Source organism: Arsenicicoccus cauae, from assembly GCF_043162025.1.
Classification (GTDB): Bacteria; Actinomycetota; Actinomycetes; order Actinomycetales; family Dermatophilaceae; genus Arsenicicoccus; species Arsenicicoccus cauae.
This window is the reverse complement of the sequence record NZ_CP171001.1, coordinates 1,344,971-1,365,898: the sequence shown is the minus strand read 5'-3', so window position 1 is coordinate 1,365,898 and position 20,928 is coordinate 1,344,971. Positions and strand designations below refer to the sequence as shown.

General features: G+C 72.3%; 24 protein-coding genes and 1 riboswitch. Of the genes, 16 read left to right on the top strand and 8 right to left on the bottom strand.

What is annotated here, in order from left to right; all coding sequences use genetic code 11:
- Positions 1 to 4 precede the first annotated feature (4 nt).
- The 3 genes from ACF3NS_RS06420 to ACF3NS_RS06410 all read right to left on the bottom strand — a co-directional run bounded on the left by ACF3NS_RS06420 (position 5) and on the right by ACF3NS_RS06410 (position 2,562).
- Positions 5 to 427 (bottom strand): DUF3151 domain-containing protein, encoded by a 423-nt coding sequence (locus ACF3NS_RS06420; RefSeq protein WP_154593723.1) that lies wholly within the window; start codon positions 425 to 427, stop codon positions 5 to 7.
- 12 nt (positions 428 to 439) lie between these two features.
- Positions 440 to 1,468, bottom strand: a complete 1,029-nt coding sequence (gene fbaA, locus ACF3NS_RS06415; RefSeq protein ID WP_154593724.1) for a class II fructose-bisphosphate aldolase — start codon at positions 1,466 to 1,468, stop codon at positions 440 to 442.
- 308 nt (positions 1,469 to 1,776) lie between these two features.
- On the bottom strand, positions 1,777 to 2,562 hold the full coding sequence (locus ACF3NS_RS06410; RefSeq protein ID WP_392468661.1) for a TrmH family RNA methyltransferase: 786 nt from the start codon (positions 2,560 to 2,562) through the stop codon (positions 1,777 to 1,779).
- A gap of 122 nt (positions 2,563 to 2,684) precedes the next feature.
- On the opposite strand from ACF3NS_RS06410, the gene ACF3NS_RS06405 reads away from it, so the two are divergent.
- Positions 2,685 to 3,350: a DedA family protein gene (locus ACF3NS_RS06405; protein ID WP_154593948.1), complete on the top strand. Its 666-nt coding sequence runs from the start codon at positions 2,685 to 2,687 to the stop codon at positions 3,348 to 3,350.
- Positions 3,351 to 3,451: 101 nt separating this feature from the next.
- On the opposite strand, the gene ACF3NS_RS06400 is transcribed toward ACF3NS_RS06405, so the two are convergent.
- The 3 genes from ACF3NS_RS06400 to ACF3NS_RS06390 all read right to left on the bottom strand — a co-directional run bounded on the left by ACF3NS_RS06400 (position 3,452) and on the right by ACF3NS_RS06390 (position 5,847).
- On the bottom strand, positions 3,452 to 4,333 hold the full coding sequence (locus ACF3NS_RS06400) for a LemA family protein (RefSeq protein ID WP_392468659.1): 882 nt from the start codon (positions 4,331 to 4,333) through the stop codon (positions 3,452 to 3,454).
- 130 nt (positions 4,334 to 4,463) lie between these two features.
- Complete coding sequence (gene pyrE, locus ACF3NS_RS06395) at positions 4,464 to 5,033, bottom strand: orotate phosphoribosyltransferase (RefSeq protein ID WP_154593725.1); 570 nt, start codon at positions 5,031 to 5,033, stop codon at positions 4,464 to 4,466.
- 37 nt (positions 5,034 to 5,070) lie between these two features.
- Positions 5,071 to 5,847: an SDR family NAD(P)-dependent oxidoreductase gene (locus ACF3NS_RS06390; protein WP_392468655.1), complete on the bottom strand. Its 777-nt coding sequence runs from the start codon at positions 5,845 to 5,847 to the stop codon at positions 5,071 to 5,073.
- Positions 5,848 to 5,895: 48 nt separating this feature from the next.
- Between ACF3NS_RS06390 and ACF3NS_RS06385 the strand changes: the two genes are divergently transcribed.
- On the top strand, positions 5,896 to 6,690 hold the full coding sequence (locus ACF3NS_RS06385) for an exodeoxyribonuclease III (RefSeq protein ID WP_288798941.1): 795 nt from the start codon (positions 5,896 to 5,898) through the stop codon (positions 6,688 to 6,690).
- Here the strand turns inward: ACF3NS_RS06385 and ACF3NS_RS06380 are convergent.
- Positions 6,687 to 7,031: a hypothetical protein gene (locus ACF3NS_RS06380; protein ID WP_392468653.1), complete on the bottom strand. Its 345-nt coding sequence runs from the start codon at positions 7,029 to 7,031 to the stop codon at positions 6,687 to 6,689. The two genes, ACF3NS_RS06385 and ACF3NS_RS06380, sit on opposite strands and share 4 nt — an antisense overlap.
- Positions 7,032 to 7,306: 275 nt before the next feature.
- Positions 7,307 to 7,405, top strand: a riboswitch (TPP riboswitch).
- Here ACF3NS_RS06380 and thiM point away from each other — a divergent pair.
- The 6 genes from thiM (at position 7,395) to bioD (ending at position 11,623) form a co-directional block, all read left to right on the top strand.
- A complete protein-coding gene (gene thiM / locus ACF3NS_RS06375; RefSeq protein ID WP_392468650.1) occupies positions 7,395 to 8,219 on the top strand; it encodes a hydroxyethylthiazole kinase in 825 nt (274 codons plus the stop codon). It overlaps the preceding riboswitch by 11 nt.
- The gene (gene thiE, locus ACF3NS_RS06370) at positions 8,216 to 8,956 is read left to right on the top strand and encodes a thiamine phosphate synthase (RefSeq protein ID WP_288798944.1); all 741 of its coding nucleotides are present in this window, start codon (positions 8,216 to 8,218) and stop codon (positions 8,954 to 8,956) included. The genes thiM and thiE overlap by 4 nt, the downstream gene beginning before the upstream one ends.
- Positions 8,953 to 9,792 (top strand): bifunctional hydroxymethylpyrimidine kinase/phosphomethylpyrimidine kinase, encoded by an 840-nt coding sequence (thiD, locus tag ACF3NS_RS06365; protein WP_392468646.1) that lies wholly within the window; start codon positions 8,953 to 8,955, stop codon positions 9,790 to 9,792. The genes thiE and thiD overlap by 4 nt, the downstream gene beginning before the upstream one ends.
- Entirely contained in the window at positions 9,789 to 10,436 is a 648-nt protein-coding gene (tenA, locus tag ACF3NS_RS06360) for a thiaminase II (protein ID WP_154593731.1), read from the top strand. The genes thiD and tenA overlap by 4 nt, the downstream gene beginning before the upstream one ends.
- Before the next feature lie 164 nt (positions 10,437 to 10,600).
- A complete protein-coding gene (locus ACF3NS_RS06355; protein WP_392468643.1) occupies positions 10,601 to 10,759 on the top strand; it encodes a hypothetical protein in 159 nt (52 codons plus the stop codon).
- 156 nt (positions 10,760 to 10,915) lie between these two features.
- Positions 10,916 to 11,623, top strand: a complete 708-nt coding sequence (bioD, locus tag ACF3NS_RS06350; RefSeq protein ID WP_154593732.1) for a dethiobiotin synthase — start codon at positions 10,916 to 10,918, stop codon at positions 11,621 to 11,623.
- 174 nt (positions 11,624 to 11,797) lie between these two features.
- On the opposite strand, the gene clpB is transcribed toward bioD, so the two are convergent.
- Positions 11,798 to 14,362, bottom strand: coding sequence for an ATP-dependent chaperone ClpB (clpB, locus tag ACF3NS_RS06345; protein WP_392468640.1), 2,565 nt, complete (start codon positions 14,360 to 14,362; stop codon positions 11,798 to 11,800).
- Positions 14,363 to 14,671: 309 nt separating this feature from the next.
- Here clpB and ACF3NS_RS06340 point away from each other — a divergent pair, with 309 nt between their 5' ends.
- From ACF3NS_RS06340 to ACF3NS_RS06305, 8 genes are all read left to right on the top strand, one after another.
- Positions 14,672 to 15,919, top strand: coding sequence for an inorganic phosphate transporter (locus tag ACF3NS_RS06340; protein WP_154593734.1), 1,248 nt, complete (start codon positions 14,672 to 14,674; stop codon positions 15,917 to 15,919).
- A 13-nt stretch (positions 15,920 to 15,932) separates the two neighbouring features.
- Entirely contained in the window at positions 15,933 to 16,238 is a 306-nt protein-coding gene (locus ACF3NS_RS06335; protein ID WP_154593735.1) for a hypothetical protein, read from the top strand.
- A gap of 5 nt (positions 16,239 to 16,243) precedes the next feature.
- Positions 16,244 to 16,639 carry a DUF3349 domain-containing protein gene (locus ACF3NS_RS06330; RefSeq protein ID WP_392468637.1) on the top strand — a complete coding sequence of 132 codons (396 nt, stop codon included), beginning with the start codon at positions 16,244 to 16,246 and terminating at the stop codon, positions 16,637 to 16,639.
- Positions 16,640 to 16,680: 41 nt separating this feature from the next.
- The gene (locus ACF3NS_RS06325) at positions 16,681 to 16,992 is read left to right on the top strand and encodes a DUF3349 domain-containing protein (RefSeq protein WP_288798636.1); all 312 of its coding nucleotides are present in this window, start codon (positions 16,681 to 16,683) and stop codon (positions 16,990 to 16,992) included.
- 84 nt (positions 16,993 to 17,076) lie between these two features.
- Entirely contained in the window at positions 17,077 to 18,573 is a 1,497-nt protein-coding gene (gene cls / locus ACF3NS_RS06320) for a cardiolipin synthase (RefSeq protein ID WP_392468633.1), read from the top strand.
- Positions 18,574 to 18,735: 162 nt separating this feature from the next.
- Positions 18,736 to 19,263, top strand: a complete 528-nt coding sequence (locus ACF3NS_RS06315) for an O-acetyl-ADP-ribose deacetylase (RefSeq protein WP_154593739.1) — start codon at positions 18,736 to 18,738, stop codon at positions 19,261 to 19,263.
- Positions 19,260 to 20,030, top strand: coding sequence for a carbon-nitrogen hydrolase family protein (locus tag ACF3NS_RS06310; protein WP_392468631.1), 771 nt, complete (start codon positions 19,260 to 19,262; stop codon positions 20,028 to 20,030). Before ACF3NS_RS06315 ends, ACF3NS_RS06310 begins: the two co-directional genes overlap by 4 nt.
- Positions 20,031 to 20,179: 149 nt before the next feature.
- On the top strand, positions 20,180 to 20,869 hold the full coding sequence (locus ACF3NS_RS06305; RefSeq protein WP_392468629.1) for a hypothetical protein: 690 nt from the start codon (positions 20,180 to 20,182) through the stop codon (positions 20,867 to 20,869).
- The last annotated feature ends 59 nt before the right edge of the window (positions 20,870 to 20,928 follow it).

Below are 20,928 nucleotides of genomic sequence, written 5' to 3'. Positions count from 1 at the left end.
CCGGTCAGGCCGGCGGGACCAGGCCCATCTGACGGGCGGCCTCCATGGAGGAGTCGCGCAGCAGCTGGGCGCAGCGCTCCCGCTCGTCCTCCTCACCGATGGCGTCGGCCGCGTAGGCGAGCGCCGCGACGGCACAGAGGAATCCGCGGTTGGGCTCGTGCTCCCAGGGCACCTCGCCCTGGCCACGCCACCCGGCGCGCCGCAACGCGTCGAGCCCGCGGTGGTATCCCGTGCGGGCATAGGCATAGGCCTCGACCGGGCGGCCGCCCTGCAGCGCGGACTCGGCGAGGGTGGCCCAGGCCAGCGACGAGGTGGGGTTGGCCGCCGCGACGGCCGTGGCGTCCTGCCCGGACGCGAGCGACGCGGCCGCCGGGTCCACCGGCAGCCGCGTCGGCTCGGGCCCCAGCAGGTTGGGGCGCTCAGTCATGTCGTCCTCGACTCACTGGTGGGTGCCGGCGGAACGGAGGTTCTCGCAGGCCTCGACGACGCGGCGGGCCATGCCGGCCTCCGCCTCCTTGCCCCACGCACGAGGGTCGTACTGCTTCTTGTTGCCGACCTCGCCGTCGATCTTGAGGACGCCGTCGTAGTTCTTGAGCATCCAGTCGGCGACCGGGCGGGTGAAGGCGTACTGCGTGTCGGTGTCGACGTTCATCTTGATGACGCCGTAGTCGACCGCGTCGGAGATCTCCTGCGGCAGCGAGCCCGAGCCGCCGTGGAAGACGAGGTCGAGCGGCTTGTCGCCCTTGTCGCTGCCGTACTTGGCGACGATCGCGTCCTGGCACTGCTTGAGGATCTCGGGGCGCAGCTTGACGTTGCCGGGCTTGTAGACGCCGTGCACGTTGCCGAAGGTGAGGGCGGCCATGTAGCGGCCCTTGTCGCCGAGGCCGAGGGCCTCGACAGTCTTCAGCGCGTCGTCGGTGGTGGTGTACAGCTGCTCGTTGATCTCGTTGGCGACACCGTCCTCCTCGCCGCCGACGACACCGATCTCGACCTCGAGGACCACGTCGAGCTTGTTGCAGATCTCCAGCAGCTCCTGGGCGATCTCGAGGTTGCGGTCGAGCGGCACCGCCGAGCCGTCCCACATGTGGGACTGGAAGATCGGGACGCCGTACTTGTCGTAGTTGGCCCTGGACGCCTCGAGGAGCGGCCGGACGAACCCGTCCAGCTTGTTCTCGGGGCAGTGGTCGGTGTGCAGGGCGATGTTGACGTCGTAGTTCTTGGCGACCTCGGTGGCGTACGCGGCGAGGGCCAGGGACCCGGTCACCATGTCCTTGATGGTCGAGCCGGAGAGGTACTCCGCGCCGCCGGTCGACACCTGGATGATGCCGTCGCTGCCAGCCTCGGCGAAACCGCGGATCGCGGCCGTCGCGGTCTGGGAGGAGGTGACGTTGATGGCCGGGTACGCGAAGGAGCCAGCCTTCGCGCGGTCGAGCATGTCGCGGTAGACCTCAGGGGTTGCGATGGGCATGTGCGAGTTCTCCTTCGGTTGGGCTGTCGGTGACCGGCGCACGGCCGGAGGCACGTTCCCATCCTTCCATCACCAGGCCCAGGACGGCGACCGGCCCCCGCAGGGGTCCAGCTGGTGGGCGCGAAAGGCCACGGGCTGGACGCCGGCGAGGGCCGGGACGATGGTGCGCGATGCACCTCCCCCCTGGTGCATCGCGCACGACCAGGCTAGGAGCACCCCACGGGCTCGCACATGGGTATCCGTACCTACCCCCGGTAGTCACATCGACCGGCCTTCGTCCGCCAGGCTGATGCCCCTACCCCCGGCAGTCACATCAACCGGCCTTCGTCCGCCAGGCTGATGCCCCTACCCCCGGTAGGTCCGAACGCGTGCCGCCGGACCCACGCGTGCATCGCGATCGCGGCCGCGGCCCCGGCGTTGATCGACCGCGTCGACCCGAACTGCGTGATGTGCACGACCGCGTCCGCCGCGTCCAGCAGCTCGCGCGTGAGCCCCGGCCCCTCCTGGCCGAACGCCAGCACGCACCGCCGCGGCAGCTCGAAGGTCTCCAGCGGCACGCTCCCCGGCACGTTGTCCACCGCGATCAGCGGCATACCTCCGCCCTGCCCCGGACCCGCCCCCGGCCGTATGCCGGGGCGCCCGCCCGGCACCTCGTCACCCTCCTGCGCGCGGCACCAGCCCACCAGGTCCGCCACGTCGGGGTGGTGGATCTCGTGCTGGTAGCGGTCGGTGACCATCGCCCCGCGGCGGTTCCAGCGGCGGCGGCCCACAACGTGGAAGGCCGCGACGTTGAACGCATTGGCCGTGCGGATCACGGACCCGATGTTGAGGTCGTGCTCCCAGTTCTCGACGGCGACGTGGAGCTCGTGCCGCGTCTCGTCGAGCGCGGCCACGATCGCCTCCATCGTCAGGTAGCGGAACCGGTCCTCGACGTTGCGGCGGTCACCCTCCCGCAGCAGGGTCGGGTCGTAGCGCGGGTCCGGCGACCCGTCCGCCCGCGTGGGCCACGGCCCCGGCCACGGCCCGACACCGACCGTCGCGCCAGGGACCTCCCTCGTCGTCGCGGCTCCTCCGCCGGATGCCTGCTCGCCCACGCGCGGCAGGCTACCGGCATACGAGGTGGGTCCTGCACCACCGCCCGCCACCGCCTCAGCGGTGCGACAGCGGGTGGACAGGAATCCCCCGTACCCTGGTCGGCGTGATCACCCCCCACCTGATGTCCTCCCTGAGCTGGATGGACCCGCAGTACCTGCTCGACCACTACGGCAACGCCTTCTTCTGGCTGTCCATGGCGATCGTCTTCGTCGAGTGCGGCCTGCTGTTCCCGATCCTGCCGGGTGACTCGCTGCTCTTCGCCATCGGCATGTTCATCAAGCGCGGCGACGTGGACATCAGCCTCGGCCTGGCCCTGCTGCTGCTGTCGGTCGCGGCGTTCGCGGGCAACGTCGTGGGCTACGAGATCGGTCGGGCCATCGGCACCCCGCTCTACCACCGGGACGGGCGTCTGCTCAAGAAGAAGTACTTCGACCAGACCATCGCCTTCTTCGACCAGTACGGCAACAAGGCGCTGGTGATCGGCCGGTTCGTGCCGATCGTGCGGACCTTCATCACCGTCGTGGCGGGCGTGGGCCAGATGGACCGCCGCCGGTTCTTCACCTGGTCGGCCGTGGGCGCGGTGCTGTGGGCGTGCGGTGTGACCCTGCTCGGCTACTTCCTCGGCGCCATCCCCGCGGTGCACGACAACCTCGAGGCCGCGATCCTGCTGATCGTCGCCATCTCGATGCTCCCCATGGTCTTCGAGTGGTGGATGCACCGGCGCCGCCGAGCCCGCGCCACCGTCGACCCCACCCCCGGCGCGGGCAGCACCCACCACGAGGCCTGAGTCTCGCCGCCCGGCTCAGCACAGCAGCTGAGCACCACGCAGGACGCCCACCCCGAGGATCGGGGTGGGCGTCTTGCGTGCTGGGGACCTGTTGCCGTCGCCTACTGCTGGGGCTTGTCCGGCTGGGTGGACGGCCAGCTCAGCGCGCCGCCCTCCTGGTGCGGGTTGACGTCGGCGACGCCGCCCTGGCGACCGGCGCCCTGGGCGTTGTCGGCGGCACCGGGGGGCAGGCCGCCGGCCGGGGCGTGCGCGCCCTCCGCGGTGCCGGGCTGGCCGAGACCCGGCTGGCCGGAGCCGGCCTGGCCGGGGGCAGGAGCCGGGGTGGCGGGCTGGGCCGGGGCGACGGGGGTCGGCCCTTGCGAGGGGCCGCCCTGCTGGGGCTCGGGAGCGGACTCGTAGGTGCGCGGCGACCCCGTGTCGAAGTTGACCTGCGGGGTGCTGCGGGCCTGCGCCTCGGCCTCGAAGTACTGCTCCTGGTGGATCCCGAACTGCTTGGCGATCATGTTGCTCGGGAAGGACTCGACCTTGGTGTTGAGCTCGCGCACCGTCGCGTTGTAGTAGCGGCGACCGGACGCGATGCGGTCCTCGGTGGAGGCGAGCTCCTGCTGCAGGGCCAGGAAGCTCGAGTTGGCCTGGAGCTGCGGGTAGGCCTCGGCGACGGCCATCAGGCGCCCCACGGCGCCGGTGAGCTGCTGCTCGGCGGCGGCGGTCTCAGCGGGGCTGCCGCCGGCGCTGACGGCCGCGGACCGCGCCCGCATCACGTCGTCGAGCGTGCCGCGCTCGTGCGTCGCGAAGCCCTTGACGGTCTCGACGAGGTTGGGGATCAGGTCGTGCCGCCGCTTGAGCTCGACGTCGATCTGCCGCCAGGACTCCTGCGTACGGTTGCGCAGCCCGATGAGGCTGTTGTGCATGCCGACGAGCCACATGACGATCAGGGCGATGATGACGAGCAGGACGATCAGCGTGATGAGGACGGGTGTCACGTCGGCTCCCTCCAGAGCGGGACTGAGGTCGTGACCAGCCTAGTCGGACGGTCACGGCGGTTGCCCGTATGACGACCCGCCCGCCCCGGACGTTCCCTCGGGGCGGGCGGCGGGTGTGCTGCCGGACCGGTCAGGCCAGGCCGAGCTCCTCGAGGGAGTAGACGTGGAGGTAGGGCACGCCCGCCTCGTCCTGGATGCGCTCCCCGGCGCCCGTCGCCCGGTCGGCGATCGTGGCGACCGCGACGACCTCGGCGCCGTCCTCGCGGGCGGCGGCCACGGCGTCGAGCGGCGACCCGCCGGTGGTCGTGGTGTCCTCGACCACCAGCACCCGGCGGCCCCGGACGGACGGTCCCTCGATGCGCTGCTGCAGGCCGTGCGCCTTGCCGGCCTTGCGGACGACGAACGCGTCGAGACGCTCGCCCGCAGCGGCCGAGGCGTGCAGCATCGACGTGGCGACGGGGTCGGCCCCGAGCGTGAGACCACCCACCGCGTCATACGCGAGGTCCCTGGTGAGGTCCCGCATCACGATCCCGACCAGCGGGGCCGCCTCGCCGTCGAGGGTGATGCGCCGCAGGTCGACGTAGTAGTCGGCCTCCGTGCCGGAGGAGAGGGTGACGCGGCCGTGCACGACGGCCTTGTCCTTGATGATCTCGAGCAGGCGGGCGCGGGCGTCGGCGGGGTTCGTGGGCGCGGGGTTCATGGGGCCCCAGCGTAGTTGCGGCTCGCGGGCAGCGCCCTCAGCGGGCGGTGCGCCGCCCCGAGGCGAGGCCCCCGCTCACGCGCCGGACGAGGCCTCGCGGCGCCACCTGGACGAGGCCCACGAGCGTCTTGTAGACGCCGCCGGGCACGCTCACCGCACGACCTCGTGCGACGTCGTCCAGGCAGTCCTGCACGAGCCGGTCGGCGTCGAGCCACGCGACGTCGGGCAGGTGCGACATGTTCATGGCGGCCCGCTGGTGGAACTCCGTGCGGGTGAAGCCCGGGCAGAGCGCCGTGGCGGTGACCCCCGTGCCCTGCAGCTCGTTGGCGAGACCCTCGGTGAACGTCGTGCACCACGCCTTGGCGGCGGAGTAGGTCCCCATCTGCACGAACGACGCCACCGACGAGACGTTGACGATCGCCCCGCGCCCCCGCTCGCGCATCGCCAGCGCCGCCGCCTGCGACACGACGAGCACCGCGCGGGTGTGGATCATCAGGTGGTGCTCCTCCTGGTCGATCGGGGTGCGCAGGAAGTCGGTCCGCAGGCCGTAGCCGGCGTTGTTGACCACGAGGTCCACGGGACGCTCCCGGTCGGCGACGCGATCGGCCACACGCTGCAGCTGGTCGCGCTCGGCGACGTCGGCGACCAGCACCTCGCAGCGCGTCCCGTGCAGGTCGCGCAGGTCATCGGCGACCTCCTGCAGCCGGTCATGGTTGCGGGCCACCAGGACGAGGTCGTGGCCGCGGCAGGCCAGCTCACGGACGAAGGCCAGGCCGATGCCGGCGGACGCGCCGGTGACGAGTGCGGTTGCCATGGACGACAGCGTAGGGGCTCGGTCCGACGGCTCCGGTAGGTTGGCGAGGTGCGCATCGCAACCTGGAACGTCAACAGCATCCGGACCCGCGTCGACCGCGTCGTCGCCTTCCTCGAGCGCCACGACGTGGACGTGCTGGCCATGCAGGAGACCAAGTGCAAGGACGCGCAGTTCCCGATGCTGCCGTTCGAGCAGGGGGGCTACGAGGTGGCCCACCACGGCCTCAACCAGTGGAACGGCGTCGCCATCGCCTCCCGCGTCGGGCTCGCCGACGTGCAGGTCGGCTTCGAGCAGATGCCGACCTACGGGGAGCCGGACGCGGTCGCCGAGGCACGCGCGCTCGGGGCGACCTGCGACGGGGTCCGCGTCTGGTCGCTCTACGTCCCCAACGGGCGCGAGGTCGGGCACGCCCACTACGCCTACAAGCTCGACTGGCTCGCCCGGCTCCGGGCGGACGGCGAGCGCTGGCTGGCCGAGGACCCGGCGGCCCAGGTCGCGCTCATGGGTGACTGGAACGTCGCCCCGCAGGACGAGGACGTCTGGGACATGGCCTTCTTCGAGGGCAAGACGCACGTCTCGGGGCCGGAGCGCGATGCCTTTGCGGCCGTGGTGGACGCGGGCTTCGCCGACGTGGTCCGGCCCTACACCTCCGAGCCCCGCACCTACACCTACTGGGACTACACCCAGCTGCGCTTCCCCAAGAAGCAGGGCATGCGCATCGACTTCTGCCTGGCCAGCCCCGCGCTGGCGCGGCGCGTCACCGGCGCCTCCATCGACCGCGAGGAGCGCAAGGGCAAGGGCGCCAGCGACCATGCCCCCGTCATCGTCGACCTCGACGCCTAGGCACCGGGAGCCTCAGGCCACCACCTCCAGCCTCGGGAGCAGCTCCACGCCGCGGCGTAGCACCCCAGGTCGAGCACGCCCCCGGCCTGCCAGCAGCGCTGCGCCACCTCCTGCCACGTGCGGTCGGCCGCGGTGGCGTGCGCCGGTCCGGGGCGCACGAGGAGCACGACGACCGATCCGTGCTCGCCGACCACCTCGGCGACGGCGTCGAGGAGCACGTGCATGCGGGCGGGGTCGCCGGGCCACGGCAGGTCGCGGAAGTACATCGGGGCGACGAGGTGCCCGTTGAGGTCCCCGACGAGGACCGCGACGTCGTGCTCGCGCGGTCCGGGAGGGGGCATGGTCTCGCGGATCGCCCGCCGAAGGCGGGCGATCCGCGAATCGAGTGACCGTCGAGCAGCTCGTCGAGCCTGAGCGGGACGTCGGCGGTGGTGCCGGGGGTGTGCGTGCTGGGTGTGATGTCCATGCGGCGATCGTCGCCACCGGCCACCCGCGCCCACCACCCCCTCCCGGCGTCCTGTGGACGACGACGCGGATCCACGTGCCCGCGGCGAGGGCTGTGGACAACCTCGGGACGGGTCCCGCGATCACCCCGCTTGCGCGGTCCGTTAGGGTGCAGGCAGACGCGGGGTGCCTGGCCGTCGGCCGGGCTGAGATCACACTCGTCGCACCTGATCTAGGTCGTGCTAGCGAAGGGACGTCGTATGACGGACGCATCCGTGGACCCGGTGACCGCAGTCACCCCCGACCAGGTGGGCGAGGCGCTCGCCCGGCTCAGGGACACCACGCCTCTGGTCCAGAGCCTCACCAACATCGTCGTGGCTCAGTGGACGGCCAACGTCCTGCTGGCCGCGGGCGCCGCCCCCGCCATGGTGGACAACCCGCACGAGGCCGAGGCCTTCGCCCGGGTCGCGGGCGGCGTGCTGGTCAACACCGGTACGCCGTACGACGACACGACCGTCGGCATGCGGGCCGCCGTCACGGGCGCGCAGGCCGCCGGCAAGCCCTGGGTCCTCGACCCGGTCGCCGCCGGGGGCCTGGCCTGGCGCACCGAGGTCGCGGTCTCGCTCATGGACGTGCACCCACCGACGATCGTGCGCGGCAACGCCTCCGAGATCGCTGGGCTGCTGGGCGGGCTCGGTGGCCGCGGGGTCGACAGCGCCGACTCGCCCGAGGAGGTGCTGGACCGCGCCCGCGAGCTCGCCACCTCCCGCGGCACCGTCGTCGCGGTCAGCGGCGCCGTCGACCACCTCACGGACGGCGAGCGCCTGGTCCGAGTGCACAACGGTGACCCCGTGATGACCAAGGTCACCGGCGTGGGCTGCGCCCTCGGTGCCCTGATGGCGGGCTTCGCGGCCGGGTGCGACGACGCCCTGCTCGCCGCCACGAGCGCCACCGCCCTGCTGACGGTGGCGGCCGAGCGAGCGGCCCGGGCGTCGCGCGGCCCCGGCAGCTTCGCCGTGGGGCTGCTCGACGAGCTGAGCCTGGTCACCCCGGACGAGCTGGCCGGCGCCCTGGTGCTGTCATGACGGGACCCCTGCGCGCCGCGCTCGACGGTCGGGACCTCGACCTCACGCTCTACCTCGTCACCGACACCACCCTGTGCGGCGGCGACGACGAGGTCGGGCGGGTCGCCCGCGCTGCCGTCGACGGCGGCGCGACGCTCGTGCAGGTCCGTGATCCGGACGCCGACGACGAGCGCATCCTGCGCCTGACCCGATCGGTCGTCCGGGCGCTCGAGGGCACCGGCGTCCCCGTCGTCATCAACGACCGCGTCGACCTCGTCGAGGCGGCAGGCGCCGCGGGAGCCCACGTCGGCCAGGGCGACCTGCCGCCCGAGCGAGCCCGCGCGCTCCTCGGCCCCGACAAGGTCCTCGGCCTGTCCTGCCAGACCCTCGCCCACGTGGAGGCAGCCCGGTCCCTGCCCGCGGGCACGCTGGACTACCTCGGGCTGGGGCCGGTGTGGGAGCAGAGCACCAAGCCCGACGCCGCCACGCCCGCGGGGCCAGAGGGCATCGCCGCCCTCGTCGCGGCGAGCCCGTGGCCGACGGTGGCCATCGGCGGGATCGGCATCGACCGCATCCACCAGCTGCCCGCCACCGGCGTCGACGGCGCCGCGGTGGTCAGCGCCATCTGCGCCGCGCCCGACCCCCGCGAGGCTGCGGCTACGCTGCTGGCCCGGTGGCGGGAGGCGGCGGAACGGCATACGACCGAGCCGACCGAGCCGACCGACCCGCCCGAGCCGACCGACGAGGAGGCCCGATGACCACGCCCCCCAGCCCGCCCCCCACGGCCCTGTCCATCGCCGGGAGCGACCCCTCCGGGGGCGCCGGGATCCAGGCCGACCTCAAGACCTTCAGCGCGCTCGGCGCCTACGGCATGTGCGTCATCACCGCCCTGACCGCCCAGTCCACCCAGGGCGTGACGGGGGTGCACGCGGTGCCCGCCGACTTCGTGACGCAGCAGCTGGAGACCCTGCTCGGCGACATCACCCCCGACGCCGTCAAGATCGGCATGCTCGCCGACGCGGACGTCACCCGGGCGGTCGGTCGCGTGCTGGGGCGGCTGAGGGCCGAGGAGGACGACGAGCTGCCGATCGTCCTCGACCCCGTCATGGTGGCCACCAGCGGGGACCGGCTGCTCGACGAGTCCGCCGTCGCCGCCGTCCGCGAGCTCGTGCCACTCGCGAGCATCATCACCCCCAACCTGCCCGAGGCCGCGGTGCTCCTGGACGCCGAGCCGGCGACCACCGTCGACGAGATGGTCGAGCAGGCGCGGGCCCTCGTCACCGCCGGGGCGCGCCGCGCCTACGTCAAGGGCGGTCACCACACCGGCACCGAGCAGGCCACCGACGTCCTCGCCAACACCCACGGTCACGTGCTGATCACGGCCGAGCGGGTGCCGACCCGGCACACCCACGGCACCGGCTGCACGCTGTCCTCCGCCCTGGCGGCGCTGCGCCCCCGCCGCCCCGACTGGGAGACGACCTGCCGGGACGCCAAGTCCTGGCTCACCGAGGCGTTGCGCCACGCCGACGAGCTGCACGTCGGCCACGGGCACGGACCGGTCCACCACTTCCACGACGTCTGGAGCCGAGCATGACCTTCACCACCGACGCCTGGACCCGCACGGCGGGCGTCCGGACCGCCATCGACGAGCTGCCCTTCGTGCAGGGGCTGGCCGACGGGACCCTCGACCGCGAGCGCTTCACCTACTACATGGCCCAGGACGCGCTCTACCTCGCGGACTACGGCCGGGTGCTGGCCGCGCTCGCGAGCCAGGCGACCGACCCGGACGAGATGCTCTTCTGGGCCGAGTCCGCGCGCACCACCGTCGTCGTCGAGCGGGAGCTGCACGGCGCCCACGTCGCCGACCTCGCCGCGGCGCGCCGCTCCCCCACGTGCCTGGCCTACACGTCCTATCTCGCCTCGCTCACCACCCAGGGTTCGTATGCCGTGGCCGCGGCCGGCGTGCTCCCCTGCTTCTGGATCTACCAGGACGTGGGCGACCACCTGCTGCGGCAGGCCGGGGCGCTCGACGGGCACGCCTACGGCGACTGGATCGGGATGTACTCCGACGCGGAGTTCGCCGCCTCGGTGGAGCGGGCCAAGGCGATCGTGGACCGCTGCGCCGAGGGCGCTGACGACTCCACCGTGCAGCGGATGCACGAGGCGTACTCCACGGCGGCGCGCTACGAGTGGATGTTCTGGGACGCCGCCTGGCGCCGGGAGACCTGGCCGGTCTGAGTCGAGGCTGCGGGAAGGACGCTCAGAGAGCCCAGGTGTATCGCCGCTCCGGTCTGCCTGTCGAGCCGTAGCGGAGTGCGACCGTCGCCTGGCCGGAGTCTGCGAGGTGCTCGAGATGACGACGAACGCTCACCCGGGAGAGCCGGACGAGCTCGACGCACTCGGTGGCAGTCAAGGACTCGGCCCCACGAACGCTGATGCACGGGCCGACGTTCATGGGCAACCCCCTGGCCTGCGCGATCGCCCTCGCCTCGTGGGACCTGCTCGAGGCCCGCGGGTGGGCGTCATACAGCTGGACGAGCCCGTCCGGGTGGCCGAGGTGACCCGCGCGGCCCTCGACCGGGGTTTGTGGGTGCGGCCGTTCCGCGACCTCGCCTACACGATGCCGCCGTACGCGTGCACCGACGCCGACGTCGCCACCATCACGCGCGCCCTGGTGGAGTCCCCCCGCCCTGGTCCACGGCTGAGAGGCTGGGGACATGAGCACCGAGACCACCGCACCCGTCATCGTCGTCACGGGCACGGGCCCCGACGTCGGCAAGACCGTCGCGACCGCCGCCCTCGCCGTCGGCTTCCGCGACCAGGGGCTGCGCGTCGCCGTGGTCAAGCCCTGCCAGACGGGCGTCGGTCCAGGCGAGGACGGAGACCTCGCGCAGGTGCGCCAGCTGGCCGGGGACGTCCAGACCCACGAGCTGGTGCGGCTGCCCGATCCGCTCGCGCCGGACGCCGCCGCGCGTCGGGCCGGGGTCTCGATCCCGCCCGTGCCCGTGCTGGCCTCGCAGGCCGCCCAGGTGGCGCGGCGCGAGGACGTCGACCTCGTCCTGGTCGAGGGCACCGGTGGGCTGCTCGTGCGGCTCGACCTCGCGGGCGGCACCCTCGCCGACCTCGCCCTGTCCGTGCAGGAGCTCGGCCTGCGGGTGGGCGTCGTCGTGGTGGCCGCCGCCGGCCTCGGCACGCTCAACCACTCGGCCCTGACGGCCGAGGCGCTGCAGCTGCGAGGCCTGGACTGCCTGGGCTTCGTCATCGGGTCATGGCCCGAGGACCCCGACCTGGCGATGACGTTCAACCTCGAGGACCTCCCCGAGGTGACCGGTGCCCCTCTCCTCGGTCGCATCCCCGAGGGCGCGGGGTCGTGGGATCCCCAGACCTTCCAGGACCGGGCGGGCGCCTGGCTGCCGATCTTTTGAGCTCCCCAGGGGCCGCCACGCAGCGGTGGCTCGAGGGTGCCGTTCCACGACGCCCATCCGCCAGGACCCTCACCCACCGTCAGCGCCCCTCGCCACGAGTGCCCGCCAGCAGCGCCACCGCCGCGCGCCGACAGGCCCCGGACCGGGGGTCCGGGGCCTGTCCAGTGCGAGACGTCAGCGCAGGGTCAGCGCGTCGGCGTCACCGTCGCGGTCGACCACGACGGTCTGGCCGTCGCGGATCTCCCCCGCCAGCAGAGCCTTGGCCAGCCGGTCGCCGATCTCGCGCTGCACGAGCCGGCGCAGCGGTCGGGCGCCGTACGCCGGGTCATAGCCGGTGAGCGCGAGCCACTCGCGGGCCGCGTCGGTCACCTCGAGGGTGATCCGGCGGTCGGAGAGGCGACGCGCCATCTCGTCGACCTGCAGGCCGACGATGTGGCCGAGCTCGTCCATCGACAGCGGGTCGAAGATGACGGTCTCGTCCAGGCGGTTGAGGAACTCCGGCTTGAACGCCGAGCGGACCGTCTGCATGACCGCATCGCGCTTGGCGGCGTCGTCCATCGTCGGGTCGACGAGGAACTGCGAGCCGAGGTTGGAGGTCATCACCAGGATCACGTTGCGGAAGTCCACCGTCCGGCCCTGGCCGTCGGTCAGCCGACCGTCGTCGAGGACCTGCAGCAGGATGTCGAAGGTCTCCGGGTGGGCCTTCTCGACCTCGTCGAGCAGGACGACGCTGTAGGGGCGACGCCGGACGGCCTCCGTGAGCTGCCCGCCCTCCTCGTAGCCGACGTAGCCGGGAGGGGCGCCGACCAGCCGGGCGACGGAGTGCCGCTCGGAGTACTCCGACATGTCGATCCGCACCATGGCGCGCTCGTCGTCGAAGAGGAAGTCCGCGAGCGACTTGGCGAGCTCGGTCTTGCCCACACCGGTGGGCCCGAGGAAGAGGAAGGACCCGGTCGGGCGATTGGGGTCGGCGACCCCGGCCCGCGAGCGCCGCACCGCGTCGGAGACGGCCTGGACGGCGGCGGTCTGACCGATCAGGCGGCGTCCGATGACCTCCTCCATGTGCAGGAGCTTGTCGGTCTCACCCTCGAGCAGGCGCCCGGCGGGGATGCCGGTCCAGGCGGAGATGACGTCGGCGATGGCGTCGGCGTCGACCTGCTCCTGGACCATCGGCGCGCCGACGGCGGGCGCGGAGGACGCGGCCTCGGACTCGGCGGCCTGGGCGGCCTCGACCTCGCGCTGGAGGGCGGGGATCTCGCCATACATGATCGGCGCGGCCTCGTCGAGACGTCCCTCGCGCACGAGCACCTCGGCCCGCGAACGGGCCTCGTCGAGGCGGGCCTTGAGGTCACCGACCTTGTTGAGGCCGGCCTTCTCGGCCTCCCACCGCGCGGTCAGGGCGTCGAGCTCCTCGCTGCGGTCCGCGATCTCGCGCTGCAGGCGGTCGAGCCGCTCGCGCGACGCCTCGTCGGACTCCTTGGCGAGGTGCAGCTCCTCCATGCGCAGCCGGTCGACCTGACGGCGCAGCTCGTCGATCTCGACCGGGGAGGAGTCGATCTCCATGCGCAGCCGGGACGCGGCCTCGTCGACGAGGTCGATGGCCTTGTCGGGCAGCTGCCGGCCGGTGATGTAGCGGTCGGACAGGCTGGCGGCGGCGACGAGGGCGGAGTCGGCGATGGCGACCTTGTGGTGCGCCTCGTAGCGCTCCTTGAGGCCGCGCAGGATGGCGATGGTGTCCTCGACGGAGGGCTCCCCGACGAAGACCTGCTGGAAGCGACGCTCCAGGGCCGAGTCCTTCTCGATGTTCTCGCGGTACTCGTCCAGGGTGGTCGCGCCGATCAGGCGCAGCTCGCCACGGGCCAGGAGGGGCTTCAGCATGTTGCCGGCGTCCATGGAGGAGTCGCCGGACGCACCCGCGCCCACGATGGTGTGGATCTCGTCGATGAACGTGACGACCTCGCCCTCGGCGGAGCGGATCTCGTCCAGGACGGCCTTGAGGCGCTCCTCGAACTCGCCGCGGTACTTCGCGCCGGCGACCATGGCCCCGAGGTCCAAGGAGATCAGCCGCTTGCCGCGCAGGCTCTCGGGCACGTCGCCCGCCACGATCCGCTGGGCCAGGCCCTCGACGACGGCGGTCTTGCCGACGCCGGGCTCGCCGATGAGGACGGGGTTGTTCTTGGTGCGGCGGGACAGCACCTGCACCACGCGGCGGATCTCGGAGTCGCGGCCGATGACCGGGTCGAGCTTGCCGTCACGCGCGATCGCGGTGAGGTCGGTGCCGTACTTGTCGAGCGCCTCGAAGGTGCCCTCGGGGGTCGCGGACGTGACCTTGCGGCCGCCGCGGACCTGCGGGATCTGCGCCTCGATGGCGTCCGGGTCGAGGCCGAACCGGCCCGCGCGTGCCAGCGCGGCGAGCAGGTGGTCGGTCGAGATGTAGGTGTCCCCCATCGCGGCGGCGGCGTTACCGGCCTGCTGCAGGACGGACGCGGTGGCCTGCGAGGCACCGGGTGTGCTGGTGGACCCGGACACGGTCGGCAGGCCGGCGAGCGCCTGGGCGGCGGCCCGGCCCACCTCCTGGGGGTCTGCGCCGGACGCGGAGATCAGCGGCGCGGTGGTCGTCTCCTGCTGGCCCAGCAGGGCGAGCAGGAGGTGGGCGGGCTCCACCTGCGCGTGGTGCGCTGCGGTGGCGTCGTGCACGGCCGCGTTGACGGCCTCGGCCGACTTGGTGGTCAGCTCCATGGGGCGACTCCTCGGGTGGTGAGATAGACAGCATGTATGCCGGACGGCCCGGCCTCACAGATATCAACCTCAGCAAAGTTGAGTCTATTCCGCTCAACCCACGTGGTCGACCTGGGCCCGACCCCATCATGAACGTTCACAGCTGTGAGATGCACCACACTGGATCACCTCCCAGAGATGCTTTCCGTGACCGGTCCATCACCAATCGTCCCTTTGGGGGCAACGACGGACGACGCCCGGGTTAACAGTCGGCGACGCGGTGACGGAGATCCATCGTCGGCGTTCCCCACCCCTCGCGCGCACCTCACAATGGTTGTCGTGGACGTATCCCTCATCCTCCTCGTGCTGGTGGTCGTGACGGCCCTCGCCTTCGACTTCACCAACGGCTTCCACGACACCGGCAACGCGATGGCGACGTCCATCGCGACCGGCGCCCTCAAGCCCAAGACCGCGGTCGCCCTCTCGGGCCTGCTCAACCTCATCGGCGCCTTCCTCAGCGTGGAGGTCGCCCTCACCGTCACCAACGCCGTCATCAAGATCCAGAACAAGGACGGCTCCCCGATCACGTCACTCGTGTCCGACCACGGCCAGGCGCTCCTGCTGATCGTGCTGGCCGGACTCATCGGCGGCATCGTCTGGAACCTCCTGACCTGGCTCCTCGGCCTGCCGTCCAGCTCGTCGCACGCGCTCTTCGGCGGCCTGATCGGGTCGACGATCGCCGGCATCGGCTGGGCCGGCGTCAAGTGGAACGGCGACGGCAGCAAGCTGGACGGCGTCCTCGGCAAGGTGATCATGCCCGCGCTCCTGTCGCCCGTGATCGCCGCCGTCGTCGCCGCGGCCGGCACCTGGCTGATCTACAAGATCACCGAGGGCGTCAACGAGCGGTGGAAGGAGTCCGGCTTCCGCTGGGGCCAGATCGGCTCCGCCTCGCTGGTCTCCCTGGCCCACGGCACCAACGACGCGCAGAAGACGATGGGTGTCATCACCCTCGCCCTCATCGCCTACGGCTCCCACACCGACACCCACTCCGTGCCGTTCTGGGTCAAGCTCTCGTGCGCCCTGGCCATCGCCCTCGGCACCTACCTCGGCGGCTGGCGGATCATCCGCACGCTCGGCAAGGGCCTGGTCGAGATCGCCTCCCCGCAGGGCATGGCCGCCGAGTCCGCCTCGGCCGCCGTCATCCTCACCTCCAGCCACCTCGGCTTCGCGCTGTCGACGACCCACGTCGCCACGGGCTCGATCCTCGGCACCGGCATCGGCAAGAAGGGCGCCGAGGTCCGCTGGGGCGTCGCCGCCCGTATGGTCGCGGCCTGGTTCATCACGCTGCCCGCCGCTGCGCTGGTTGGTGCCGTCATGTGGTTCGTCGGCCACACGGTCGGCGGGCTGGCCGGGGTCATCACGATCTTTGCGGTCCTGTGCCTGCTGTCCGGCTACATGTACCACCGCTCTCGCCAGGCCCCGGTCGACCACAACAACGTCAACGACGACTGGGACGCCTCGGGGGTCCCCGCCGAGACCGCCGACGCCATGGCCGCCTCGTCGCGGTCCGGCCGCTGAGAGGACTGCCCAGATGACCCAGAACCTCACCCTCCTGATCGACGCGGCCTGGAAGGTCCTCGCCGTCGGTCTCGTCCTCGGCGCCGGCCTGCCCGCGCTGTTCGCCCTGGGCATCAGGTCCATGGCCTACGGTGTCGGGGGATCCGCCGAGATCGACAGCACGGCCCGCCCGCACCCGGCGGGGCGCGTCATCGGCATCCTGTGCTTCGCTCTGGTGGCGGCGGCCATCCTGCTCGGCATCACGATCATCGTGGCGTCGGGCTTCGGCAAGGCCGTCAGCTTCGAGCACGTCTACCCGACCATCGTCGACAAGCACTGACGGCCATGACGGACAACCCCTTCGCCCGTCTGCTGACCTGGCTGCGCGGCGGCTACCCCCACGGGGTGCCGCAGAGCGACTACGTCGCCCTCTACGGCATCCTGCACCGCGACCTCACCGAGACCGAGGTCACCGAGATCGCGGTCGCCCTGCGCCGCTCGCGCGGGGTGCCGGAGGACGAGATCAGCCGCGATCAGATCGCGGACCAGATCCGCCGCTCGGCCCTGGAGAGGCCCTCCGAGGAGGACGTCGCCCGGGTCGCCGGGCGTCTGGCCGCCGGCGGGTGGCCGCTGGCGACGGCGTCCGCGCCCGTCGAGCCGGCGGCCTCCGCCGGCGATGTCACCAGCCCGGACGAGGCGGCGACGAGGGATGCCGACAACCCCACCCCGAGCGGCGCCTGAAGTCATACTGGAGGTCCCTCCGAGCCCCGAGGACCAGGTCCATGAACTCCTTCATCGAGCGCACGCTCAACTGGCTGCGCGCCGGCTACCCCAACGGCGTTCCCGACACCGACTACCAGCCCCTGCTCGCCCTCCTGCGCCGTCGCCTCACCGACGAGGAAGTGGACGAGCTCGGGCAGGAGCTGGTCCGCAGCGGGCTGGTGCCCGCGGACAAGGTCGACGTCGGCGTCGGCATCATCAAGGTCACCGACGACCTGCCCACCGACGAGGAGATGACCCGCGTCGGGGAGCGCCTGCGCGAGGGCGGCTGGCCCGTCGACCTCGACGAGGCCCGTCACCACCGCGAGCCGTGACGCGCTGAGGCCGTCCCCCACCTCCCGCCACCACGCGTGCCAGACTCGGCACAGGAGGTGGCCGCGCGCCGGGAGGAGGTGAGCATGGACTGGTGGTTCGGCTGGTTCGGGTGGTTCGACTGGCCCCCGACCTGGGGCAACGTGGGCGTCGAGCTGCTGATCCTGCTCGACCTCGCGTTCCGCGTCGTGGCGGCCTCCGTGGTCTCCAACAACCGGCGCCCGTCCAGCGCCGTCGCCTGGCTCCTCGCGATCTTCTTCATCCCCTTCCTCGGCCTGATCGCGTTCATCGTGATCGGGTCGCCCAAGCTGCCGCGCCGTCGCCGCAACAAGCAGCGCCGGGTGTCGGAGGTGATCCTGCAGCGGACGGCCGACATGGATACGCAGGGGCCGGACTCCGCGCCCCCCTGGCTCGAGCCCGTCGCCCGCATGAACCGCCGGCTCGGGGCCATGCCGATGGTCGCGGGGTCGGACGCCACCGTCGAGACGGACTACGTCCGCTCGCTGGCCATGATGGCCGAGGAGATCGACCTGGCCCGCGAGTACGTCCACGCGGAGTTCTACATCCTGAGCCTGGACCGGACCACCGCCCCGGTCTTCGACGCCCTCGAACGAGCCGTCGCCCGCGGCGTGGAGGTGCGCGTCCTGTTCGACCACCTCGCGTCCCTGCGGATTCCCGGCTACCGCCGGACCATCAAGCGGCTCGACGCCATAGGCGCGCAGTGGGCGCGCATGCTGCCGTTCACCCCGTTCAAGCGCGAGATCCTGCGACCCGACCTGCGCAACCACCGCAAGCTGCTCATCATCGACGGCGTCGCGGGCTACATCGGCTCGCAGAACCTCATCGACGCGCGCTACGGCAAGCGGCGCAACCGCCGCCTGGGGCGCGAGTGGATCGACATCATGGCGCGCTTCACCGGCCCGGTGGTCCTCGAGCTGGACGCCGTCTTCCGCACGGACTGGTACTCCGAGACGGACGAGCTCCTCGACGTCGGCGCGGCGCAGGGCCTCCCGCAGGCCCGGGTCACCGGCGACCTCTACGCCCAGTGCGTGCCGAGCGGCCCGGGCTTCGACGCCGAGAACAACCTCAAGCTCTTCAACTCCCTCATCTACAACGCCTTGCGGTCGGTGCGGATGATCAGCCCCTACTTCGTGCCGGACGAGTCGCTGCTGATGGCCGTCACCACGGCCGCCCAGCAGGGCCTCGAGGTGGAGCTGTTCGTGTCCGAGCAGGGGGACCAGTTCCTGGTGCACCACGCCCAGCGGTCCTACTACGAGATCCTCCTCGGCGCCGGCGTCGTGATCTGGATGTATCCCCAGCCCTATGTCCTGCACGCCAAGACCCTCACCGTGGACGGCCAGACCTCGGTGATCGGGTCGTCCAACCTGGACATGAGGTCGTTCACCCTCAACCTGGAGGTGTCCGCCCTCGTCGAGGGTCGCGAGTTCGCCGAGGACCTGGAGGCGTTCGAGGACCAGCTACGGTCCCGCTCGCGCCGGCTGGAGCTCACCGAGTGGAAGCGCCGGCCCTGGCACGAGCAGGTGGCGGACGGGTTCTGCCGGCTCGCCTCCGCGCTCATGTGACCAGCCGCATGCCGGGGCGCCGGCCCTCCCCGGCATACGGCCTGGTGCGCGAAGGCCGGTGCCAGACGACGGCGACGAACGCCCTGGCGACTGCCGTCACGGCACCCGGCGGGCCGGGTGGTTCCAGGGCCGGCGCACGGCCCGCGTCGTAGGCTGGGCGGCATGGCTGGCATCGAGATCGTCCAGGGCGACATCACCACCCAGGCCGTCGACGCGATCGTCAACGCCGCGAACTCCTCCCTCATGGGGGGTGGTGGCGTGGACGGGGCGATCCACCGCGCCGCGGGGCCGACCCTGCGGGAGGAGTGCCGCCACCTGCGGGCCACCGACTACCCCGAGGGGCTGCCCGTCGGCGATGCCGTCGCCACCGGTGCGGGTGACCTGCCGTGCCGCTATGTCATCCACACGGTCGGGCCCAACAGGCACGAGGGGCAGATCGATCCTCGGCTCCTGGCCTCCTGCTACACCCGCGCGCTGGACGTCGCGCAGCAGCTCGGCGTCCGCACCATCGCCTTCCCGGCGGTCAGCGCCGGCGCCTACGGATGGAAGGTCGCCGACGTCGCACGCATCGCCCTCGGCACGGTCGCGGCCCACCCCAGGGACGGCATCGACCTGGTGCGTTTCGTGCCCTACGACCCCACGTCGTGCGTCGCCTTCGAGGCCGCGTTCGCCGGGCTGGCGGCGTCGTGAGGCGCTGGCGCGTCGCGGCCGGCCAGCTCGCCAGCACCGACGACGTGCAGCACAACCTCGAGCAGGCCTGCCGCCTGGTGGCCGAGGCGGCGGAGGCCGGTGCCCGGCTGGTGGTCCTCCCCGAGGCGACCATGGTGACCTTCGCGGTGCCGGTGGGTCCCCACGCCGAGCCCCTCGACGGGCCGTTCGCCGAGGCCCTGCGCGAGGCGGCCCGTCTGCACGAGATCACCGTCGTGGCAGGGATGTTCGAGCCCGCCGACGACGGGCGGGTCCACAACACCCTGCTGCTCACGGGTCCGCACGCGGAGGCCACCTACCGCAAGGTGCACCTGTTCGACGCCTACACCACGACGGAGTCCGAGACGGTGGCCCCGGGGTCCGACTACGTCAGCGTCGACGTGGACGGGGTCCGCGTGGGTCTGGCGACCTGCTTCGACGTGCGCTTCCCCGACCAGTTCACCGAGCTCGGCCGCGCGGGCGTGGAGGTCGTGGCGCTCACCGCGTCCTGGGGCGACGGCCCGGGCAAGGCGCAGCAGTGGGACCTGCTCACGGCGGCCCGGGCCCACGACTCCCAGGCCTGGCTGGTCGCCGCGGGGCAGGCCTGGCGCCCCGACTCGATCCGCAAGCCGCTCGGGATCGGGCGCAGCGCGGTCGTGGACCCGACGGGCGCGGTGCGGGCCAGGCTCGGCGGGGCACCCGACCTGCTGGTGGCCGACCTCGACCTCGACCTGGTGGAGCGCACCCGCGCCCAGGTGCCGATCCTCTAGCGTCGCGAACCGACCGGCGGGTCACTGACGGTGACGGATTCCTCTTTGTCGGCCACTCACAGTATTTGGTTACGGCGCACGGGTTTTCACCCAGGTGACGGAGCCCTCACAACCCGGGCGTCGCCTCTCCCCTCCGCTACATTGCGGCCATGGGACGCCACTCTGCCCCTCGCACCATCCCCAAGGCCGCGGTCCTCGCGCTCCCCCTCGCTGCCGTCGTCGGCATCGCGGGCGTCGCGGCGCTGGTCGACGACGACTCCCGGGGCAATGACGCGGCTGGCTCGACGTCGCCGCGGACCGGCCTGTCCGCCTGCTCCTCGGTCACGCCCATGCGCATCACCACCACCGAGGACCTCGCGCCCGTCCTCGGTCAGGTGGTCCAGCGGGAGGAGACCCGCGGCGACGACTGCATCGACTACACCGTGGACGTGCAGAGCTCGTCGGTGACCGCGTCCGCCCTCATGAGCGGGGCCGACGACCGCACGCAGGTGTGGATCCCCGACTCCACCCTGTGGGCCGAGCGCGTCACGTCCGCGGCGCCCAGCACCAAACTCGACCTGGGGCCGGTCGTCGCGACGTCGCCGGTCGTGTTCGCCATACCTCGAGCCGCCGCCAGCGCGGCCCGCCCCGGGCCGCTCACCTGGTCCCAGCTCATCTCCCAGAACGCCGTGCCGCTCAAGGTCGCGAGCCCCGAGCGCAGCACCTCGTCCCTGCTGGCGCTGCTCGGCGCCAAGCAGGCCGTCGCCTCCTCGCCGCAGGACACCCGGGCCCTGCAGGGCCTGCTGCTCACCCTGTCCCGCAGCACGACCGACGAGGAAGCCTGCGGCGCCAGGCCCTGACGCAAGCGGTCGCCGCGCCGGCCTTCCCCACCTCCGAGCAGCAGCTCGCGCACCTCAAC

Bases quoted from the DNA above. Each gene is read 5' to 3' on its own strand.
- ACF3NS_RS06305 (WP_392468629.1), top strand. From the start codon at position 20,180: ATGGGACGCCACTCTGCCCCTCGCACCATCCCCAAGGCCGCGGTCCTC.
- bioD (WP_154593732.1), top strand. From the start codon at position 10,916: ATGAGCACCGAGACCACCGCACCCGTCATCGTCGTCACGGGCACGGGC.
- ACF3NS_RS06315 (WP_154593739.1), top strand. From the start codon at position 18,736: ATGGCTGGCATCGAGATCGTCCAGGGCGACATCACCACCCAGGCCGTC.
- thiM (WP_392468650.1), top strand. From the start codon at position 7,395: ATGACGGACGCATCCGTGGACCCGGTGACCGCAGTCACCCCCGACCAG.
- thiD (WP_392468646.1), top strand. From the start codon at position 8,953: ATGACCACGCCCCCCAGCCCGCCCCCCACGGCCCTGTCCATCGCCGGG.
- tenA (WP_154593731.1), top strand. From the start codon at position 9,789: ATGACCTTCACCACCGACGCCTGGACCCGCACGGCGGGCGTCCGGACC.
- ACF3NS_RS06405 (WP_154593948.1), top strand. From the start codon at position 2,685: ATGTCCTCCCTGAGCTGGATGGACCCGCAGTACCTGCTCGACCACTAC.
- pyrE (WP_154593725.1), bottom strand. From the start codon at position 5,033: ATGAACCCCGCGCCCACGAACCCCGCCGACGCCCGCGCCCGCCTGCTC.
- ACF3NS_RS06330 (WP_392468637.1), top strand. From the start codon at position 16,244: ATGACGGACAACCCCTTCGCCCGTCTGCTGACCTGGCTGCGCGGCGGC.
- thiE (WP_288798944.1), top strand. From the start codon at position 8,216: ATGACGGGACCCCTGCGCGCCGCGCTCGACGGTCGGGACCTCGACCTC.
- ACF3NS_RS06380 (WP_392468653.1), bottom strand. From the start codon at position 7,031: ATGCCCCCTCCCGGACCGCGCGAGCACGACGTCGCGGTCCTCGTCGGG.
- ACF3NS_RS06340 (WP_154593734.1), top strand. From the start codon at position 14,672: ATGGTTGTCGTGGACGTATCCCTCATCCTCCTCGTGCTGGTGGTCGTG.
- ACF3NS_RS06390 (WP_392468655.1), bottom strand. From the start codon at position 5,847: ATGGCAACCGCACTCGTCACCGGCGCGTCCGCCGGCATCGGCCTGGCC.
- cls (WP_392468633.1), top strand. From the start codon at position 17,077: ATGGACTGGTGGTTCGGCTGGTTCGGGTGGTTCGACTGGCCCCCGACC.
- ACF3NS_RS06335 (WP_154593735.1), top strand. From the start codon at position 15,933: ATGACCCAGAACCTCACCCTCCTGATCGACGCGGCCTGGAAGGTCCTC.
- ACF3NS_RS06420 (WP_154593723.1), bottom strand. From the start codon at position 427: ATGACTGAGCGCCCCAACCTGCTGGGGCCCGAGCCGACGCGGCTGCCG.
- ACF3NS_RS06325 (WP_288798636.1), top strand. From the start codon at position 16,681: ATGAACTCCTTCATCGAGCGCACGCTCAACTGGCTGCGCGCCGGCTAC.
- fbaA (WP_154593724.1), bottom strand. From the start codon at position 1,468: ATGCCCATCGCAACCCCTGAGGTCTACCGCGACATGCTCGACCGCGCG.
- clpB (WP_392468640.1), bottom strand. From the start codon at position 14,362: ATGGAGCTGACCACCAAGTCGGCCGAGGCCGTCAACGCGGCCGTGCAC.